The sequence below is a fragment of the Sanguibacter sp. Z1732 genome, from assembly GCF_051020515.1.
In the GTDB taxonomy this organism is placed as follows: Bacteria; Actinomycetota; Actinomycetes; order Actinomycetales; family Beutenbergiaceae; genus CALKWS01.
On the sequence record NZ_CP194857.1, the window covers coordinates 3,183,311 to 3,202,795 of the forward strand.

19 protein-coding genes are annotated in these 19,485 nt (G+C 68.9%); 10 read left to right on the top strand and 9 right to left on the bottom strand.

The features are described 5' to 3' along the window. Nucleotides 1-108: 108 nt before the first annotated feature. Nucleotides 109-576: an Lrp/AsnC family transcriptional regulator gene (locus ACRRRO_RS16655; RefSeq protein WP_424786127.1), complete on the bottom strand. Its 468-nt coding sequence runs from the start codon at nt 574-576 to the stop codon at nt 109-111. Between the two features lie 24 nt (nt 577-600). Here ACRRRO_RS16655 and ACRRRO_RS16660 point away from each other — a divergent pair, with 24 nt between their 5' ends. Further along, the gene (locus tag ACRRRO_RS16660; protein WP_434080608.1) at nt 601-1,521 is read left to right on the top strand and encodes a phenylalanine 4-monooxygenase; all 921 of its coding nucleotides are present in this window, start codon (nt 601-603) and stop codon (nt 1,519-1,521) included. A 15-nt stretch (nt 1,522-1,536) separates the two neighbouring features. On the opposite strand, the gene helR is transcribed toward ACRRRO_RS16660, so the two are convergent. Further along, nucleotides 1,537-3,696, bottom strand: coding sequence for an RNA polymerase recycling motor ATPase HelR (gene helR / locus ACRRRO_RS16665; RefSeq protein WP_424796019.1), 2,160 nt, complete (start codon nt 3,694-3,696; stop codon nt 1,537-1,539). 333 nt (nt 3,697-4,029) lie between these two features. On the opposite strand from helR, the gene ACRRRO_RS16670 reads away from it, so the two are divergent. Further along, nucleotides 4,030-4,452: a beta-class carbonic anhydrase gene (locus ACRRRO_RS16670; protein WP_434080609.1), complete on the top strand. Its 423-nt coding sequence runs from the start codon at nt 4,030-4,032 to the stop codon at nt 4,450-4,452. A gap of 27 nt (nt 4,453-4,479) precedes the next feature. On the opposite strand, the gene ACRRRO_RS16675 is transcribed toward ACRRRO_RS16670, so the two are convergent. From ACRRRO_RS16675 to ACRRRO_RS16685, 3 genes are read right to left on the bottom strand one after another with little or no spacing between them, the layout of a single operon-like run. Next, nucleotides 4,480-5,064, bottom strand: a complete 585-nt coding sequence (locus ACRRRO_RS16675) for a TetR/AcrR family transcriptional regulator (RefSeq protein ID WP_424796021.1) — start codon at nt 5,062-5,064, stop codon at nt 4,480-4,482. A 34-nt stretch (nt 5,065-5,098) separates the two neighbouring features. Next, on the bottom strand, nt 5,099-5,980 hold the full coding sequence (locus tag ACRRRO_RS16680) for an MFS transporter (protein WP_434080610.1): 882 nt from the start codon (nt 5,978-5,980) through the stop codon (nt 5,099-5,101). Next, on the bottom strand, nt 5,977-6,681 hold the full coding sequence (locus tag ACRRRO_RS16685; RefSeq protein ID WP_434080611.1) for an MFS transporter: 705 nt from the start codon (nt 6,679-6,681) through the stop codon (nt 5,977-5,979). The genes ACRRRO_RS16680 and ACRRRO_RS16685 overlap by 4 nt, the downstream gene beginning before the upstream one ends. A 396-nt stretch (nt 6,682-7,077) precedes the next feature. Between ACRRRO_RS16685 and ACRRRO_RS16690 the strand changes: the two genes are divergently transcribed. Genes ACRRRO_RS16690 through ACRRRO_RS16710 form a run of 5 tightly spaced genes read left to right on the top strand, consistent with a single transcriptional unit; the run spans nt 7,078 to nt 11,127 of the window. Next, nucleotides 7,078-7,890, top strand: coding sequence for a serine hydrolase (locus ACRRRO_RS16690; RefSeq protein WP_424796023.1), 813 nt, complete (start codon nt 7,078-7,080; stop codon nt 7,888-7,890). A gap of 24 nt (nt 7,891-7,914) precedes the next feature. Beyond that, nucleotides 7,915-9,516 carry an N-acyl-D-amino-acid deacylase family protein gene (locus ACRRRO_RS16695; protein WP_434080612.1) on the top strand — a complete coding sequence of 534 codons (1,602 nt, stop codon included), beginning with the start codon at nt 7,915-7,917 and terminating at the stop codon, nt 9,514-9,516. A 41-nt stretch (nt 9,517-9,557) separates the two neighbouring features. Then, nucleotides 9,558-10,190: a bifunctional 4-hydroxy-2-oxoglutarate aldolase/2-dehydro-3-deoxy-phosphogluconate aldolase gene (locus ACRRRO_RS16700; RefSeq protein WP_424796025.1), complete on the top strand. Its 633-nt coding sequence runs from the start codon at nt 9,558-9,560 to the stop codon at nt 10,188-10,190. After that, nucleotides 10,187-10,582 carry a PfkB family carbohydrate kinase gene (locus tag ACRRRO_RS16705; RefSeq protein WP_434080613.1) on the top strand — a complete coding sequence of 132 codons (396 nt, stop codon included), beginning with the start codon at nt 10,187-10,189 and terminating at the stop codon, nt 10,580-10,582. The genes ACRRRO_RS16700 and ACRRRO_RS16705 overlap by 4 nt, the downstream gene beginning before the upstream one ends. Continuing rightward, the gene (locus ACRRRO_RS16710; RefSeq protein ID WP_434080614.1) at nt 10,573-11,127 is read left to right on the top strand and encodes a sugar kinase; all 555 of its coding nucleotides are present in this window, start codon (nt 10,573-10,575) and stop codon (nt 11,125-11,127) included. Before ACRRRO_RS16705 ends, ACRRRO_RS16710 begins: the two co-directional genes overlap by 10 nt. Nucleotides 11,128-11,301: 174 nt before the next feature. Here ACRRRO_RS16710 and ACRRRO_RS16715 read toward each other — a convergent pair whose 3' ends face one another. The 3 genes from ACRRRO_RS16715 to ACRRRO_RS16725 all read right to left on the bottom strand — a co-directional run bounded on the left by ACRRRO_RS16715 (nt 11,302) and on the right by ACRRRO_RS16725 (nt 14,594). Further along, a complete protein-coding gene (locus ACRRRO_RS16715) occupies nt 11,302-12,501 on the bottom strand; it encodes an ABC transporter substrate-binding protein (RefSeq protein WP_434080615.1) in 1,200 nt (399 codons plus the stop codon). A 168-nt stretch (nt 12,502-12,669) separates the two neighbouring features. After that, nucleotides 12,670-13,476 carry a carbohydrate ABC transporter permease gene (locus ACRRRO_RS16720; protein ID WP_424796333.1) on the bottom strand — a complete coding sequence of 269 codons (807 nt, stop codon included), beginning with the start codon at nt 13,474-13,476 and terminating at the stop codon, nt 12,670-12,672. A 119-nt stretch (nt 13,477-13,595) separates the two neighbouring features. Beyond that, on the bottom strand, nt 13,596-14,594 hold the full coding sequence (locus ACRRRO_RS16725) for a carbohydrate ABC transporter permease (protein ID WP_424796028.1): 999 nt from the start codon (nt 14,592-14,594) through the stop codon (nt 13,596-13,598). A gap of 241 nt (nt 14,595-14,835) precedes the next feature. Between ACRRRO_RS16725 and ACRRRO_RS16730 the strand changes: the two genes are divergently transcribed. Continuing rightward, a complete protein-coding gene (locus ACRRRO_RS16730; protein WP_424796029.1) occupies nt 14,836-16,002 on the top strand; it encodes a Nif3-like dinuclear metal center hexameric protein in 1,167 nt (388 codons plus the stop codon). A 2-nt stretch (nt 16,003-16,004) separates the two neighbouring features. Beyond that, nucleotides 16,005-16,739 (top strand): zinc ribbon domain-containing protein, encoded by a 735-nt coding sequence (locus tag ACRRRO_RS16735; protein WP_424796030.1) that lies wholly within the window; start codon nt 16,005-16,007, stop codon nt 16,737-16,739. Nucleotides 16,740-16,742: 3 nt separating this feature from the next. Here the strand turns inward: ACRRRO_RS16735 and ACRRRO_RS16740 are convergent, their stop codons facing one another. After that, nucleotides 16,743-17,513, bottom strand: coding sequence for a YaaA family protein (locus ACRRRO_RS16740; RefSeq protein WP_424796031.1), 771 nt, complete (start codon nt 17,511-17,513; stop codon nt 16,743-16,745). 274 nt (nt 17,514-17,787) lie between these two features. Between ACRRRO_RS16740 and ACRRRO_RS16745 the strand changes: the two genes are divergently transcribed. Next, nucleotides 17,788-19,404 (top strand): ABC transporter substrate-binding protein, encoded by a 1,617-nt coding sequence (locus ACRRRO_RS16745; protein WP_424786111.1) that lies wholly within the window; start codon nt 17,788-17,790, stop codon nt 19,402-19,404. Nucleotides 19,405-19,485: the final 81 nt, after the last annotated feature.

The following is a 19,485-nucleotide window of genomic DNA, read 5'->3' on the forward strand; positions in this document are numbered from 1 at the left end:
ATCCTGGTCCGCCTTCCCGGTTCCGATGCTAGCGGGAACCTCCCGGACCAGGGGTCTCATCAGCAAATTCGTGGCTGCCCCCTTCGGGAGCCGGTGGGCTCGGCCGGGTCAGGACCCGTTCAGACCCGTGGGCCGGTCGACCAACACCGACAGGATCACCATCGTGCGGGTGCGGATCACCATCTCGTGGCGGCGCAGGTTCTCCACCACCCGCTCCAGGTGCCGGACGCCGTCGACCTGGACGCGCAGCACCGCGTCGGGATCACCGGAGACGGTCACGGCGCTGAGCACCTCTGGCAGGTGCTGCACAGCGGCCAGCACGTCCCGGGGAGCGGTGCGCTCGGCGCAGTAGACCTCCACGATCGCCTCGATACCCTGACCGCTGATCGTGGAATCCACCACCGCCGCATATCCGCGGATCACCCCGCGCGCCTCGAGCCGGTCCACCCGACGTTTGACCGTAGGCGTGGACAGCCCCAACTCCCGGCCCAGGTCGGTGAAGGTGCGGCGACCGTCCAGGCGCAGCGATGTAAGGATCTGTCGATCCACCTCATCGATGGGTACACGTGTTCCCACTTTCGATACTTTACGCAAGATCTGGTGGTGCTTCACATCACATCGGGGTACAACGGCGACATGTTCGAAGAAGCACAGCTCTACGCCCCCGTGACCACCGATGAGAACGGTGTCCAGGTGCACCTGGCCGATAACCACCCCGGCGTGAACGATCCGGAGTACCGCCGTCGTCGTAATGAGATCGCTGCCCCGGTGATGACCTGGCAGCCCGGGATGCCGATCCCACAGGTGGACTACACCGATGAGGAGAACCAGATCTGGGCCCGGGTCTGCGCGGAGCTGGCACCCAAGCATGAACGCCTCGCAGTGCGGGCCTTCCTGGAGGGAAAGGAAGCGCTGGGGCTACCCACCGACCGGGTGCCGCAGTTGGACGAGGTCTCAGCCGGCCTGGAGCGGCTCACCGGCTTCCGGCTGCATCCGGCCGCCGGGCTGGTGCCCCTGGACGTCTTCTACGGGTCCCTGGCGGATCGGGTGTTTCACTCCACCCAGTACCTCCGGCACTCCTCCCAACCGTTGTACACACCCGAACCGGACATCATCCACGAGGTCGTCGGCCACGGGAACCTGCTCGCCTCCCCGCAGGTTGCCGAGGTCAAGCGCCTGGCCGGAGAGGCGGCCCGGCGGTGTGAGACCGAGAATGGGCTGCAGTACGTTGCCGACGTGTTCTGGTTCACCATCGAGTTCGGGGTCATGTACGAAGACGGCGAACTGCGCTGCTACGGAGCCGGCCTGTTGTCCTCCTACGGGGAGATCGAGGAATTCCGCGGCGCGGATGTGCGCCCGCTCGACTTCCATCTGATGGCCACGCTGGACTACGACATCAGCAAGTACCAACCAATCCTGTTCGCCTGCGACGGCATGAACGAACTCACCGAGCGGGTCGGGCAGTTCTTCGCCGAGTTCGACGACGACACCCCCGCTCGCCTGGCCGCCGCCGCGGCCTGAGGTGCTTACGCCGGGTCAGGCTGCGGAGTCGGTGAGAACGACCAGTTGCTGGGTCGCGCGGGTCATCGCGACATAGCGGTCCACCCCGCCCTGCACGCCGATGCCGAACCCCTCGGGGTTGATCAGCACCACCAGGTCGAACTCGAGGCCTTTGGCCAACTCGGGAGTCACGGACTGCACCCTGCGGGGCAGGGGAGGGGAAGGGGGACGTGTGCTGATGACGCATCCGACCCCCTCGGCGTGAGCGGCGGCCCACTCCTGCAGGATCGCCTGTAGTTCCGAGGTATGTCCGTGCCGCACCGGCAGACCGTTGCTGCGCACCGAGCGGGGCACATTGGCATCGGGAAGCACCTCCCGGATCACCGGCTCGGCATAGGACATCACCTCGACCGGGGTGCGGTAGTTGAGTCTCAACGTCGCGATCCTGGCCTCACCCAAGCCCGCGCGGTGCAGGCGCTGGGACCACGACTCGGTGAACCCGTCCCTGGCTTGGGCACGGTCGCCCGCGATGGTGAAACTACGTGAGGGGCACCGGCGAAGCAGCATCTGCCACTGGGCCTCGGTCAACTCCTGCGCCTCATCGACCACGATGTGTGCGAACGGTCCGGCGAGCCGGTCTGCACCGGCGACGCCATCGGCCGCGTCCTGGACCAACGCGTCGCGCAGGTCCTCCCCGTGCAGCATCGTCATCACACTCTCGCCGTCGTGATCGGCGGCGATGAGTTCGGTCACGACGGCATCCATCTGGTCACGTTCCGCCTGGGCGGCCGCTGACTGTCGCCGCCGGCGTCGAGCATCACCTGCCTCACCGAGCCGGTGCCGCGCCGCATCCAGCAACGGCAGATCGGACTGGGTCCAGGCGTGCGGGTCCTGGCGCTGGAGCGCGCGAATCTGCTCTGGAGCGAGCCACGGGGCACACAAGCGTAGGTAAGCCGGAACCGACCAGAGATCGCCGATCAGGTCCGAGGCACCGAGCAGCGGCCACGCGTGATTCAGCGTGGCGGTCAGTTCGGTATCCCGGGACACCTCCCGGCGTACCAGGTCCGTGGGCACCTCACTATCGTGCTGATCGATCAGGAACTGCACCAGCGCGTCCCACACGTGTTCGCGGGCCTCATTGTGCGGGGTGCCCGGATCCGGCGCAGCAAAGGCCTCCGCCCAGTCGACATCGGTCACCTGGACGTCGGCCCACGAGGTCGACACCTCCAGCGACTCGGTGGGGGGCTGCTCGTAGAAGGCCACCGCCTTCTCGATCGCCCCGGCCATCTGCCCCGAGGCCTTCAGGCCGGCCACCACCGGGTCGCTCTCTGCCGGGGTGTGTTCGCGCGCACCGGCGAGGTCGGTCAGCGTGCAGGTGAGCACACCCTCCTCCCCGAGGCTGGGCAGCACATCGGCGACGTAGGACAGGTAGGGCTGGTGCGGGCCGACCACCAGCACTCCGCCACTACCAACGCCCAGCCGGGGGTCGGAATAGAGCAGGTAGGCCGCCCGGTGCAGAGCCACCACCGTCTTCCCGGTGCCGGGTCCTCCGTCGACCACGAGCGGGCCGCGCGATCCGGCCCGGATGATCGCGTCCTGGTCGCCCTGGATCGTGCTGAGCACATCGGGCATCGCTCCGGTGCGGCTCGTCCCCAGGCTGGCGATGAAGGCCGACTGATCATCCAGGGCCGCGTGCCCCTGCAGCGCACCGGGAGCGAAGACCTCATCCCAGTAGTCGGTGATCCTCCCCGCACTCCAGCGGTAGCGCCGCCGGCTCGTCAGCCCCATCGGGTTGGCGTGGGTGGCGGCGAAGAACGGTTCTGCCGCCGGTGCGCGCCAGTCGACCATCAGGACCTCGCCACTCTGGTCGGTCAGGCCGATGCGGCCGATGTAGACCGGACCGGTATCGCCAGCGCGCACCATCCGGCCCAGGCACAGGTCCATCCCGTACCGGTGCAGGAGCCTGAGTCGGGTGGTTAGCCGGTGCACCCGCTGATCGCGCTCCAACGCCGCTTGGCCACCACCGCCGGGGGACCTACGCTCGGTCGCGAGTTGGTCGGAGGTGGCGGTGACCTGCTCGCTCAGGCGTTCCGCGATGATCCGCAACCGCGTCTGGTCGGTGCCGATGAGGGCGGGATCGGCCTTGGCGGTCCTGGATTCGGAAAGGTCGAAGATGTCGGTCCGGGTGGTGGGCACGCGTCAACTCCACAGGTCACAGGGGCATGGGCTCGGCTCGGGACCCCGCATTCTGCGGCACGGAGGGGGTCTTGCGGCAAGGCCCCCCTCGCGCGATACGGTAGGTGTACGGCAGGGGGACTCCTCGGTGTTGAGGTGCTCGCCGCGTCCCGGTACGCGAGACTCCTGGGCGGGTGACGACCCGCGACGTCACCGCGGGTGAAAAATGGCTGAGGAGGCGCTGACCACCGATGTCGACCCACGGACGCGAAAGGACCGAGGCATGACTGTCACCGACGACCTGCTCCGCAACGCGGAGGCTATGCCGCAACGTTCGACAAGGGTGACCTGCCGATGCCGCCAGGGCGTCAGGTCGCCGTCGTTGCCTGCATGGACGCCCGGCTGAATCCCTACGGCCTGCTCGGCCTGGAGGAAGGGGACGCCCACGTGATCCGCAATGCCGGCGGGGTCATCACCGAGGACGAGGTCCGTTCCCTCGCGATCAGCCAGCGCCTGCTCGGCACGCGGGAGGTCATCCTCATCCATCACACCGACTGCGGGATGCTCACGTTCACCGACGATGAGTTCAAAGCTCAGATCGAGGCCGACACCGGCATCCGGCCGCCATGGGCACCGGAATCCTTCCGGGACCCTGCCGACGACGTGCGTCAGTCCCTGGCCCGCATCGCCGCCAACCCGTTCGTGCCACACAAGGACCGGGTCCGCGGGTTCGTCTACTCGGTCACCGACGGCACGCTGACCGAAGTCAACGCCTAGATCGACCGGCTGTCGGGGCGATGGGGTTCACCCCGCCGCCGTCGCCCGCGCCGGGTTCAGTGCCCGGCGCAACAGCCGGTGGATGTACTCGGGATCGGCTGGGACGTTGTCGATGAGGACGGCCGTGCACAGGCCGTCCGAGGTGGCCACGAGGGCGGCGATCGCCTCGGGATCCTCGGTGAGGGTGGCGCCGAGTTCGGCGACGTTCTCGCGCCACCGGCGTGACACTTCGGCAAGTGCGGGCCGGCGGGCCGCCATGGTGGCCAGTTCCCGCTCGGCCAATGCCCGGTCACGACCCGGACCGGCGGAGTCGGCGATCAACTGGGCCAGGCCGTGGAGGTTGTCGCCCGGGCCATCGATGATGGCGCGGATGTGCTCGGTATAGGTGTCGGCGACGCTGGCCAGGGCCGCAACGAGCAGGTCATCCAGGGTGACGAAGTAGTAGGTGATGAGGCTGGTGGTGATGTCCGCCTGCGCGGCGACGGTGCGGTGGGTGACCCCCGACGCGCCGTCACGAGTGACGACGGCTAGGGTCGCCTCGATGATCTGGGCGCGGCGCTTGCTGCCCCGGGCAAGCCGTCCATCGATGTGGCGTTCCTCGTCCGCTCCCATGCACCTCACCTCTGGTCTACAGGGTAGTGGCATCTCACCGCTGATCGGCCTCGACACGTTGCTCCTGGCCGAGCGGGGGGAGGTGCCGGAGCGCCACCAGGCAGAGGAGGGTCGCGAGGATGATCGCTGATCCCGCCGTGGCGGCCGCGACGTTCATCGCGCTCGTGAACGTCTCCTGCGCGCGGACAAGGACATCGGCCGAGAGTTCGTCGGCAAGGGCCAGTGCCTCCGGGAGGCTGCCGGTGAGGCCGTCGGTGACCTGCGGTGCGGTCCCGGGCGGCGCGGTCATTCTCGCGGCGTAGAGTGCTGTGGTGAGGCTGCCCAGCAGGGCGACGCCGACGGCGATCCCGAGTTCCATGACGGTTTCCGACATCGCCGCTGCCGAGCCGGACTTCGAGGCCGGGGCAGAACCGACGACCACGTCCGTGCCGAGCGCGCTGATGGCGCCCAGGCCCAAGTAGACGAACGCGAATGCGACCACCACCCACGCTCCGTCGCCGCTGCCGACGATAGTGAGCAGCACGTATCCGATCACGGACAGGCCCAGCGTGAGCGCCATCACCGACCCGGGTCGGAGGCGCCTGGCGACGAATGGTGCGCCGATGGCAGCGGCGAACATGGCCAGCGCGGGAGGTCCCATCCAGAGGCCAGCCACGAAAGGTGTGAGGCCCTGCACCAACTGCAGGTACTGGGTCACCAGGTACATGGTTCCTCCGACGCCGATCAGGCCGACCAGGAGCACCACCAGGGCGGCGGAGAAGGATCGGTTGCTGAACAGGCTGACGTCGAGCAGGGGAGCGCGCAGACCACGTTGGCGGCGAACGAACGCAGTCCCGCTGATCACACCGACCGCCAGGAGGAACGCCGACTTCAGCTCGGGGCCGTGAACGGCGGTGTGCTTGACGGCGTAGATCACCGGAAGGATGGCGCGAGCGAGAGCGCGACACTGGCCAGGTCCAGCCGCCCCGCAGCCGGGTCGGCATACTCGGGTAGCACCCTGCGGGCGCCGAGCAGGACGAGGACGGCGGCCGGAACCGCGAGCAGGAACGCCGCGCCCCACCAGAGCGCGTCCACCATGGCGCCGCCGGCCACCGGACCGGCAGCCATCCCGACCGCGAACATCGTGGCCCATACCCCGATGGCCAGCGCGCGCTGACGCGCATCGGCGAACATGTTCGAGATCAGCGACAGCGTCGAGGGCATCAGGGTCGCGCCGGCGATGCCCAGCAGGGCCCGGGCCAGGATCAACAACTCGGCGTTCGGGGCCAGGGCCGCGAAGATCGAGGCGAGTGCGAACGCTGTCATCCCGATCATCAGCAGACGCCGTCTGCCGATCCGGTCCCCGAGCGTGCCCATGGTGATGAGGAACCCGGCGATGAAGAACCCGTAGGCATCCATGATCCACAGCGTCTGGGTGGTGGAGGGATCGAGGCCGCCACCATGCTCGGCACCACCAGGTACAGCACCGTGACATCGAGTCCCAACAGCACCGTTGGTACCGAGAGCAGGGCGAGGCCCGCCCACTCGCGCCGTCCGGCCAGGTGGGGTGGCGCATCGAGCATGGATCTCTCCCTCAGAGTCTCTAGTTGCACAGATATACAAGTAGGACGGTCGCACAACTAGGACGATGGTGCAAGGGAGTTTCCGGACGACGGTGACCGCTGATCTGAACCGGGCGCCTGGACGGTGTCGCTCGGCCGGCGAGGAGAAGTAGGTAATGGGTGCGGCATCGTCATCAGCGGGTTCGGGACGTACCCGGCCGGGGTGGGGCGGAAGTCGCGGTCGGTGCCGGGCTGGCGAGGCCGCCGGCCGAACCGGAACTGTGGAACTGCACCGAATGGTGAGTAAGGCGCAGGCCTTGATTGCGATGGATCAAGGTTGGCGCGGCTGTGTCGCACGGGCGCGTGCCCACACGCGCCGTCGCAGGACGTGGCTCATGTGGGCCCCGCCCCGCGTGCCCCGGGAACCTCGAGCCCACTCATGCGACAGGATGGCTGGCCGGAGGAGGTCTACATGACGACGTGGCCGGAGAAGAACCAGCACGCACTGCAGCAGCACCTGACCACGATCGCCCGGGAGGCGCCGGGACACTGGAGTTTCGCGGTCCGGGAAGCCGGGCAGGTGATCGCCCAGGTCGAGGCCCACCGGGTGACGACCCCGGCGAGCACCATCAAGGTGGCCGTGCTGCTGATGGTGCTGCAGGACGTGGCCGAGGACCAGCTCACGCTCGAGCAGGTGCTGGAGGTACCCGAGGAACGCGTGGGCGGTAGCGGCGTGCTGGTGCACCTGCCCTCGGTGCAGCGACTCACCGTGGCCGAAGTGGCCGAGATGATGATCGTGGTGAGCGACAACGAGGCCACCAACATGCTGATCCGCCTGCTCGGCCTGGACCGCATCGCCCAGCACCTGGCCCGGTGGGGCATGCACGACACGCAGATCCAGCGCACCCTGATGGACACCCACCTGCCGGGCCGCAACGCCACCACCGCCGCCGACCAAGCCCTGTTGCTGGACGCGCTGTGCGCCGACCTGCTGCCACCTCACCTGCGCACCCTGGCCCTGGACATGCTGTTGCGCCAGCAGTTCAACTCCCGCATGCCCGCCCGCCTGGGCCCGGACGTGCTCTGCCGGCACAAGACCGGGGAGATCATCGGCATCCGCCACGACGTGGGGGTGCTGGACTTCGACGACCGGATGATCTCCTTCGCCGCCCTGGGCAGCGACCTTCAGGACGTGATCGACGACGACGGTCCCGGTCCCGTCGATGACATCGTCGGCCGGGCGGCAGCAACCGTGGTGGCAACCGCGCGGGGCTCGGCCAACTGAACCGGCACAACCGATACCGCTGTGGTGACACAGCACCGGGAGGATTCACTACATGACCGACCACGACGTCGTCGTCCACGGGGGCAGCATCCTCGACGGAACCGCACCGAACCGATCCGCGCCAACCTGGGAGTGCGCGGGGGACGGGTCGCCGAGATCAGCCGGGCCGACCTGCGCGGAGCGCAGGTCATCGACGCCACCGGCCTGATCGTCACCCCGGGCTTCATCGACCTGCACTCCCACGCCGACTTCCGGATCCAGGGCCACCCACAGGCCAGCACCCAACTGCCACAGGGCGTGACCACCCTGGTGGGCGGCAACTGCGGCTTCTCCCCGTTCCCGGTGGCCGATCTGGAGGCGATGCGTACGTCCTCGGCCTTCCTGGAACCCGAACTGGGCTGGGAGTGGACCGATCCCGGCGGGTTCGCCGACGCGGTGGACGCGGCAGGACCGGCGATCAACATGGTGACCCAGGTGGGCCACAACGCCCTGCGGGAAGCCGTCATGGGCGGGGAGCAACGCCTCGCCTCCGACGACGACCTGGCTGCCATGGGTGAGTTGCTCGCCACCGCAGCGGCCCAGGGGGTATACGGGTTCTCCACCGGCCTGATCTATGCCCCGGGCACCTACTCCGACGAACGCGAACTGCAGTACCTGGTCAGCGCGGCGGGCCGGCATGGGCTGTTGTACTCCACCCACATCCGCAACGAGGGTGCCCGACTCACCGAGGCCGTCGAGGAGGCGATCCGGCTCGCCACCGCTGGTGGCGCGCGGTTGCAGATCTCCCACCTCAAGGCCGCTGGAGAGCGCCACCACGGGCGTACCGCTGAGGCACTCGGGCTGATCGATGAGGCCGCCGAGGCCGGCCTGGACGTCGCCGCCGACGTCTACCCCTACACCGCCTCCTCCACCACCTTGACCACCCGGTTGCCCACCTGGGCCCTGGACGGCGGTACCGCTGCGCTGCTGCGCCGGCTGGCCGACACCGAGGCGCGTGAGCGCATCCTCGCCGAGATGCGGCAGGGGCAGGCCACCGTGGCCTCCGGGGTGATGATCGCCCACCTCGGCCCGGGCCGTTACCAGGACGCAGCCGGGCAGAGCCTGGCCCAGATCGCCCGGTCCGAGGGCGTGGACGACGCCGAGGCCACGCTGCGGATCCTGGCCGCCCACGACGGCGGGGCCAGCGTGGTGCTGCACTCCATGTCCGATGAGGATGTGGACCGGGTGCTGGCCCACCCACGGGTGGCCGTGGCCAGCGACGGGTGGGTGTTACGGGACCAGGGTCGAGGACGCCCGCACCCGCGCAGTTTCGGCACCTTCCCCAGGGTGATCTCCCATTACGTGCGCGAGCGGGGGCTGCTCACCCTGCCCGAGGCGGTGCGGAAGATGACCTCCCTGCCGGCCTCCCGGCTCGGCTGGTCCGACCGTGGCATCCTGCGCGCCGGGTCGGTGGCCGACGTCGCCGTCTTCGATCCCCGCACGTTCACCGACAACGCCACCTTCTCAGACCCCTGGCGGCTGGCCACCGGGATGCACGCGGTGCTGGTGGCCGGGCGGGTCGCCTTCGACGGCGGCGAGGTCACCGGCGTGCGAGCCGGGACGATGCTGCGGGCGGGCAGCGACTAACCTGGTGGCGTGATGACGCAAGCATCTGAGCAGGGCCCGCGATGACCGCCGACGTCGGGGTGGTGGCCATTATCCGGCTCCGCCGGCGCAGCCCGCCCCTGGAGGTGCTGGAGGCGCTGACGGCCGGGGGGATCACCCGCCTGGAGGTGACGCTGCCCACGCCGGACGCACGTGCCACGATCACCGAGTGGCGGGACCGCACCGAGGCCCAGGTCGGTGCCGGGACGGTGCGCAGCGCTGACCAGGCGGTCCAAGCGATCAGCGCCGGGGCGCAGTTCCTGGTCACCCCCACGATCGACTCCGGCGTGCTCGGGGCCGCAGCACCGGCGGGCCGGCCGGTCTACTGCGGCGCGAGCACGCCCACCGAGATCGAACTGGCTCACCGCCACCCCGCGGTGGCTGCGGTCAAGGTGTTCCCGGCCGGACCGTTGGGCGGGGTGGACTACATCAAGGCGATCGCCGAGCCCCTCGATGACATCCCGTTGCTGCCCACCGGGGGCGTGGGCGCGGCCGAGGCCACCACCTACGCCGCGATGGGATGTGTGGGCGTGGGTGTGGGTGGACACCTGGTCAACGACGACCTCGTCGCCGACCAGGCGTGGGCGGAGATCCGCGACCGGGCCGCCGCCATGGTGCGTGCCTGGGACGACGGCGTGGAACGACGCCCCCGATGAGCGGCATCGATGTGCTCACCCTCGGGGAGACCATGGGCACCATCCGCGCCGAGGGGACCCTCGGCGTCGGTCCGGAGCCGAGGATCTCGATCGCCGGTGCCGAGTCGAACGTCGCGATCGGGCTGGCCAGGCTCGGGCACCGGTCGGCATGGTCGAGCGTGCTGGGCAGTGATGCGATCGGTGACCTGATCGTGCGCACCCTGGCCGCCGAGCGGGTCGACACCACCGCGGTACGCCGTGAACAGGGCGCTCCCAGCGGCATCCTGGTGTCCCAGCAACGCCCGATGGGGCGAGCCCGGGTGGCTACCACCGGGCCCACTCGGCTTTCACCGCGATCGGGCCGGCCGACGCCCGGGCCGCGTTGGACCTACGGCCGGGAGTCGTGCACCTGAGCGGGATCACCCCGGCGCTGGGCCCAGGGCCTGCCGAGGCGACCCTGGCGCTGGCCGGGGCCGCGCGGACGGCCGGTATGAAGGTCAGCCTGGATGTGAACTTCCGGTCCCGGCTCTGGTCACCGGAGCAGGCCCGGCCGGTGCTGGCCGAACTGGCCACGTGCGCCGACGTCGTCTTCGGTGACCCCGGGGAACTTGCGCTGATCACGTCCGGTGCCCGGATGGACCTCGAGGCCCTGTTCGGTCTGGGCGTGGGGGAGGTGGTGATCAAACTCGGTGGGGACGGCGCCCGGGTGCGCACCGCCGGGGATGACGTCCTTCGCCCGGCCCTGCCCGTCGACGTCGTCGACCCCATCGGCGCCGGCGACGCGTTCGTGGCCGGGTACCTCTCCGCCCTGCTCGAGGACTTGCCGCTGCCGCAGCGACTGGAACGCGGGAACGCCTGCGGGGCCGCGGTGGTCTCCAGCCGGGGGGACTGGGAGGCGATGCTCACCCGCACCGACCTGGACTCCCTGGACACCGCCCCCGGCGACGTCCAGCGCTGACCCGGCCCGGGCAGGGCATCGAGGCCGTTGATGTCGTCGCGCCGCCGGGGCCGACCTCGCCCACTATGCGGATCGGCCCGGACGACCGAGGGCCCGGATGGGCGCCGCGGGCGTCGCACTCGCAACGCCCGCGATACCCATCCGGGCCCACCGGGGTCGGGGTGAAGGGCTGACTCAGCCCTCCACCTCCGAGGCCACGTCGGAGTCGTACAGGGACTGCAACTCTTCCTCCACGCGCTGCATCTCCTCGGCCACGTCCACGTCGGAGGTCAGGATCCGCTGCAGGGTCTGGGACAACTCCAGGTCACCACCGGGCACGAACAACCGGGCGAAGTCCTGCACCCGGGCGCGTTCGAGCTGTTCCACCGCGGTCTGGAACTGCGGGGTCTCGGCGTAGACGTCGGACATGTCCGCGTCCTGGTGGACCGGCACGTACCCGGTGGCAGCGGAGAACGCGGCCGTCGAGTCCGGGTTGCCCATGAAGCCGGCGAACATCGCCGCGGCCAGTTGACGTTCCGGAGTGCTGTCGGAGGCGATCATCAGACCGGCACCACCGGTCGGGGTCTCACCCTCGGCGGCCGGACCGCCGGGCAGGAACGCGGTGCCCACCTCGAAGGATGCCGAGTCCAGGATGCCGCCCAGCGAACCGGTGGACTGCACGATCTGGCTGGTGGCGCCGGCGGAGAAGTCATCGGCCGGGTTGCCCGAGGACACCGAGGCCCAGGAGTTGGTTGCTTCCTGTGCGAATTCCAGCGCCTCGATGGTGGCATCGGAGGAGACGGGGGAGAAGTCCCACTCATCGGACCAGGCACCGCCGTAACCCCACACGATGTTGGCCATCCACCAGGCCGGGTACTCATCCTGCGGCGGGAAACTGAAGGCGGAGTTCGCCACCCCGGCGTCCATCAACTGCTCGGAGACCTCGGCGACTTCGTCCCACGTCTCCGGGGGCGCCTCGATGCCGGCCTCTTCGTAATGGTCGACGTTGTAGTAGAACAGCGGGGTGGAGCGGGCGTAGGGGACGCCGTAGTGGCTGCCTTCGTACTGGTAGTCCTCGTACAGCGCTTCGACGTATCCGCTGGTGTCGACCCCGGCCTCCTCCATCAGGCCGTCGACCGCGACCAGGGAGCCGTTCAGATAGTTGGGGAACCAGGTGGCATCGGACAACACCACCACGTCCACCTCAGCGCTGCCCTGTGCGGTCTGGAACCGCTGCGAGGTCTCCTCGTAGTTCGCCCCGGAGGTCACCACGTTGACCTCGATGTCGGTCTCGTCGGTGAACTGGGCGATCAACTCGTTCTCGACGTCGGCCGAACCACCGGGGTGGTTGGTCCAGAAGGTGATCTCGTCGGCCGGCTCCACGCCGGGAGACATCCACGTCTTCCTGGGTGTCACCGTCACCACCGCTGGTGTCCGGGCCGCACGCGGCCAGGACGAGGGTCGCGGCACCGAGCGCAGCAAGGCTGCGTACGGTGCGGCTGGTGGACTGTTTCATGGGTGCTCCTTCTTTCGTTTCTTCGTTGGTCGTCGGAGTCGATGGGTTCACTTGACCGCCCCCTGGGTGAGGCCGGCCACGATGTAGCGCTGGAGGGCGGCGAAGATGAGTAGGACAGGGACGATCACCAGGACCGCACCGGCCATCAGCACGCCGTAGTTGCCGGTCTGGCCCTCGATCGACTGCAGCATGTTCAGACCCACCGGCAGGGTCATCCGTGCCGGGGAGTCGATGATGATCAGGGGCCACAGGAAGTTGTTCCACTCGTTGACGATGGTCACCAGCGCCACGGTCGCGATTGCCGGTAGCGACACCGGTGCGGCGATCTGGAACAGTTTGCGCAGGTGTCCGGCGCCATCGAGTTCGGCGGCTTCGAACAACTCCTTCGGGAGTGCTTTGAAGTGCTGCCGGAGCAGGAAGGTCCCGAACGCGGTCCCGAGTCCGGGCAGGATGATGCCCCACAGGGTGTCCCGGCCGCCGAGCGCGGTGATGGTCAGGTAGTTCGGCAGCATCGACACCTCCGGCGGCACCATGAGCGCAACCAGAATGCCCAGGAAGATGAGGTTCGCCCCGGGTACCTTGATGAACACCAACGCATAGGCCGTGGTCACCGCCAGTAAGACCTTGATGGTGGCGCCGATGATGGTGACGATCACGCTGTTGCGCAGCACGGTGAGCAGCGGCACCCGGTCCGCCACGGCTCCGTAGTTGCTCAGGGTGGGGTCCTGGGGCAGCAACGTGGGGGCCAGGGTGAGGATCTCCGGCGGCGGTTTGAAGCTGGAGGAGATCATCCAGGCCAGCGGCAGCACGATCACCAACAGTGCGATCAGGATCGGTAGGTAGCCGGCCAGCATCGTGTCGGCAAGGTGGCGCGGGCTGAAGGCTTTCGTCCAGTCCGGGCGCGTCTTCTTCGTCGGCTGCCGGCCGTCGAGACGCCCGGGATCGGTTCCGGGTGTGGCGAGGGGTCGCTGCGTCACTGGTAATGCACCTTCCTCTCCACGTAGCGCAACTGGACGGCGGTGATGAGGAACAGCGTGAAGAACAGCACCACCGCGATAGCGGCGGAGTACCCGGCCCGCTGGTAGGCGCCGAAGGACTGCAGATAGATCTCGAAGATGATCGTATTGGTGCCGTGCCCGGTGGGCGTCATGATCCGCAGGATGTCGAAGGCGTTGGTCATCGAGAAGATGATGTTGGTGACCAGCAGGAAGAAGACCGTGGGAGTCAGCAGTGGTAGCACCACGGCGAAGAACCGTCGCGCCGCCCCGGCCCGGTCGAGGGTGGCTGCCTCCAACAGATCCTGGGGGACTGCCTGCAGTCCGGCGAGGAAGACCACGGCGCAGAAACCGAGGTTCTTCCAGACGTAGACGATGATCACCATCACCAGTGCCCAGTTCTCGTTCAGATACCACTGCGGTGAGGCGATACCGAGGAACCCGAGGAGGTAGCTGAGTGCACCCCTGGTGGGGTCGAAGATGAAGTTCCACACCAGCGCCACCCCCACGCCGGAGAGCACATAGGGGGCGAACACGGCAGTACGGGCCGCCGTGCGCCCGGGGATCTTCTTGTTCAACACGAGGGCGATGAGTAGTCCCAGCACCATGGAGCCCACCACCGCGCCACCGGTGAAGATGCCGGTGACCCGCCACACCTCCAACCCGGAGGGCGAGGTGAAGAAGCGCGCATAGTTGTCCAGCCCCACGGGTGTGGCGCTGGGGGATCCCAGCCGCCAGTCCAGGGTGGAGTAGTACATGTTGCTGATCAGCGGGAAGTAGATGAACGCCAGGATCAGCAGGATGTTCGGGCCGGCGAACAGCAGGAAGAGCGACCAGTTCCGCGAGAGCCGACGACGGTGCGCTAGTTTGCGTCGCCGCGCGCGTTCCTCCTCGTCCACGGGTCCCGCGCCGCCTGCCGCCGGCGCATCGACCGGTCCCCGCGAACGCGACCCTGCCGGACTAGGCAGTGCCGTCATCGACCCTCCTTCTGCATGCTTCGGCGCAATAGCCACCTCTCGACGCGCCAGCGTCGGGGTAACCCGCGATGAATCTACCCTGAACTCTGGCAACCGGGCACCGAGCGCTTGCTGTGCACACCCGTGTGGCAGACCCTCGGTGCGCTGTCGGCGAGCCGTTGTGCGTGTGCGCAGCCGAAGGTCGATCAGCGCTGCTCGGGTGGGGCTTGCTTCCCCGGCAGGTCGCCGACAGCCTGGTGACATGCACACCACCCTCACCCTGCAGGACCTGATCCAGTCCCTCGAACGACGTTATCCGCCATCGACTGCGCAGGGGTGGGACGCCGTGGGTCTGGTTGTGGGCGATCCCCGGACCCCCATCGGCCGGGCGCTGCTCGCGGTGGACCCGGCCGATGCCGTGGTGGACGAGGCGATCGAGTGCGGGGCGGACCTGATCATCACTCATCACCCGCTGCTGCTGCGCGGCGTCCACTCGGTGGCCACGACCACCCCGAAGGGTGCACTGGTGCACCGGCTGATCCGCTCCGGCATCGCCCTGTATGTGGCACACACCAACGCCGATGCCGCTGCGGGCGGGGTCAACGAGGCCCTCGCCGACCTGCTCGGCCTCACCGGCGCCCGGCCGCTGCAACCACTGCCCGGTGACGACCTGGACCTGCTCATCACCTATGTGCCCACACCCCAGGCAGAGTCGGTGCGCCAGGCCCTCGGTGCCGCCGGTGCCGGGCAGGTGGGGGAGTACACCGGGTGCGCATGGTCGGTGACCGGTACCGGGGAGTTCACTCCGGTCGGGGCGGCCGACCCGGCAATCGGTACCGTCGGGCAGCACGAGCGCGTGCAGGAGGTGCGCCTGGAGATGGTGCTGCCGCCCAGCCGGCGGAGCGCCGTCGTCGAGGCGTTGCGCCGGGCGCACCCGTATGAGGAACCCGCCTTCTCCCTGGTGCCCACCGCAGCGCCACCGTCTCCGGCCGGAATGGGCCGGATCGGAGAGCTGGCCGATCCGATCACTGTGCGTGACCTGGCTGAACGCGTCGCCGATGTCCTGCCCGCCACGGCCCATGGGGTGCGCGTGGGCGGCGACCTGGATGCGACAGTGCGCACTGTCGCCGTCTGCGGCGGCGCCGGAGACTCGCTGCTGGAGGTGGTCGCCGCTGCCGGCGCCGATGCCTACGTGACCGCGGACCTGCGGCACCATCCCGCGGGCGAGGCTCTGGCCCGCACCGGCGCTCCGGCGCTGATCGACGTGGCGCACTGGGCCAGTGAGTGGCCCTGGCTGCCCGTGGCGGCCGAGCATCTGCGAGCCGATGCCGAGGCCGCCGGGGCACGGATCGAGGTGCGGGTCAGCACGCATCCCACCGACCCGTGGACCGATAGGCTGGAATCCACCAACCAGGAAGGACGTGTGTGACTGTGAGCACTGCGCCCGTATCCGACCAGCGTGCGTTGCTGGACCTGCAGGCACTCGACACCGCCCTGGCCAAACTCGCCCACCAGCGCAACTCCCACCCCACGCTGGCGACCCTGGCGGAGCTGACCGCACGGGCCGAGGACCTGGACCGCAGCCGGGCGCAGACCCAGATGCTGGTCTCCGACACCCGCCGCGAACTCGTCAAGGCCGAGACCGATGTGGAACAGGTGCGCAACCGGGCCGACCGGGACCGCCAACGGCTGGAGTCCGGGACCGGTTCGCCCAAGGACCTGCAGGCGCTCTCGGCCGAGCTGGAGTCGCTGGGCAAGCGCCAGAACAGCCTGGAGGAGGTCGAACTGGAGGTGATGGAACGCCTGGAGGCCGCTGAGCACGAACTGCAGGCCACCACCACCCAGCTCGAAGCGATCCGGGCCGATATCACCAGGGTCGAGGCCGAGCGTGATGCCGCGTTCGCCGAACTGGACGCCGAGAGCGAGCAGCACAAGGCCGCTCGGGACGAACTCGCCGCCGGGATCGATGAGGCGCTGCTGGCGCTGTACGAGCGGGTCCGCGCCAAGACCGGAGGGTTGGGGGCGGTGGCGCTGCGGGGCAGTGTGACCCAGGGCGTCCAGGTACCGCTGTCCCTTACCGAGAAGGCAGCGATCGAGGCGGCCCCGCCCGAGCAGGTGCTGCGCAGCGAGGACTACGACTACATCCTGGTGCGCCTGGACGACTGAGCGTCAGTCCGACAGCACCAGTTCCAGCGTGGCCGGCCCCGACCGGACGGGGGGATGCAGGCCGACGTCGGCCAGTACCGGGCCGATGAGTTCGGCCGCGGCCGCGGCCACGCCCGCCGCGGTGCGCGGTAACGGCTCGGGCCGGCGGAACAGGTGACCGGTGAGCACGCCCCGGGTGTGCTTGGCGTGATGGGAGACCACGACGGGCCTACCTGACCGGATGGCCACCACCCGGACCGCCAGCCACTCCCGGTCCGGGGCTGGTGACCAGGCCCGCGCGTAGTCCTGCGAACGGCAGTCGAGGACGACGTCGGAACCTCCCGGGTCGAGAGCCCCGCCCAGGTGCCGGGACCAGAAGGTGCCCAGCGGCGCCAGGGGCTGCAGCGGTGTGGACATGGACAGCCGGTAGGCGGGGATCGCGTCGTCCGGACGGAGCACCCCCCACAGCGCCGAGACGATCCGCACCGAACTGTTGCTACGCCGTCGGGCCGTCCCGGACAGGTTCACCAGGCCGGCGGCGTCGTAGAGCACGCCGCTGTAGACCTGCGCCGCCGGCGCTGCCCGGGCGTCGCGCAACCGGGTGTTCGCCTCGACCTGCTCGGCCAGGGAGGCACCGAACCGCAGACGAGTGGTGGCGTCGGCGCCGGCCGAGGCGCGTATCAGCGCCTGCAGCACCTGCTCACGCGGGCCGGCCAGTTCCGGGTGGCTCAGCGCGCCGGGATCGAACCGGCGTCCCCGCTCGGGCGCGGCCTTGCCCTCCGAGGGAGGAAGCATGATCAGCACGGGCGTGTCCGCAGGTGCCGCCGCATTCGGGTCCTTTCGCCAACCGGTCCGGGAGACATCGGGCAGCCTATCCGCGCCGGACCACTGGGCCGCCCACCTGTTCTCAGGTTGCCTCGTTGGATATCGGTTTGGACACAACCCCGGGGGAGGGGCTATAGGGCTCGCTCGGTGCGCTAACCTGCCCAGAAGCTCGCTGGCAAGGATGCCCGACCGGCATCGGGCCCCACGCGAGATCCAAGCGATGATGACATCGAGGTAGATGCAGATGCGTGTACGTAGTTTGAAGGCCGCCGCGGCTATCGCCGCGGTCGGTGCTCTCACGCTGGCCGCCTGCGGCAACGGCAATGGCGATGAGGACACCAACGGAACCGGCACCGACACCAATGGTGCCGAGCAGGATGACGCAGCGAGCACGATGCCCGTGGTGATCGGCACCACGGACACGGTGACGAACATCGACCCAGCGGGTTCCTACGACAAGCCGTCCTGGAACATCATCTACAACACCTACCAACGACTGCTGTCGGTCCCGTTGGGGGAGACCGAGCCCACCCCGGATGCGGCCGAGGCCTGCGACTGGGACGACGAGGTCACCTACACCTGCACGATGAAGTCGGGCCTGATGTTCGCCGACGGCAGCGAGTTGACCGCAGAGAACGTGGTGCACTCGGTCGAGCGCCAGCTCGCGATCCAGCACTCCTCCAACGGGTGGCAACTGCTGGACGGCATCGAGTCGGTGGAGGCGCCGGATGAGTCCACGGTGACCTTCACGCTGTCCAACGCCGACGCCACTTTCCCGTACATCCTGACCACCGGTGCGGCGGCGATCGTGCCGATGAGTTTCCCCGGCGATGACTTGCAGCCCAACGCCGAGGTGTTCGGCTCCGGCCCGTACACGGTGGACACCTTCGACGCCACCCAGCAGATCCAGCTCGGGCTGAACGAGAACTACTCCGGTGACTCGGAGCTGAGCAACTCCGGGGTGATCCTGCAGTTCTACCAAACCGAGTCGGCGCTGAAGCAGGCGATCGAGGAGGGTGACGTGATGGTCGCCTACCGGTCCCTGGCCGTGACCGACATCGAGGACCTGCGCGAGAACGGCGCCGAGCGCGGTGTGCAGGTGGTCGTCGGTGAGGGCACCGAGATCAACTACTTGGTGCTGCAGGTCTCGCGCCCACCCTTCGACGAGCCCGCGGTGCGGCAGGCGCTCGCGCAGGTGATCGATCGGGAGACCATCGCCTCCTCGGTCTACCGGGACACCGTGACCCCGCTGTACGGCCCGATTCCCGACGGGGTGGCCGGGCACGTGCCCGCCTTCGACGACGCCTACGGTGAACCCGATGTGGATGCGGCCCGCGCGCTGCTCGAGGACGCGGGCGTGGACATCCCGGTGGCCTTCGACGCCTGGTGGATGCCGGATCGCTACGGGGAGGAGATCGGTGACATGTACGGCGAGATCCAGCGTCAACTCAACGACTCCGGCCTGTTCGAGGTGAGCCTGGAGCAGTTGTCCTGGGCCCAGTACGCCGAGACGTTCTCCGACCAGTCCATGGACGCGTTCGACCTGGGGTGGTTCCCGGACTTCCCGGATGCCTCCAACTACATCCAGCCCTTCTACGGCACGGCGAACATCTTCAACAACGGCTACTCCAACGACGAGATGGATGAGTTGATCGACACGATCGTGACCGACACCGACGAGGACGCCCGCCTGGCGGCGTTCGAGCGGGCCTCGGAGATCGCGGCGGAGGATGTGCCGATAGTGCAGTTGTGGCAGCGCGACCAGATCGCCGCCGTCCGCGACGGGGTGACCGGCGTGGAGGAGACCCTCGACCCCTCGTTCATCTTCTACTACGCCGGCGTGAGCGGCGCCACCGAGTAGGTGGCGCGGGCCGGATCGATGCCGGTGCGTGCGGGACTCCCCAGCGCACCGGCACCGACCGGTCCCCACGAGTTCGTACCC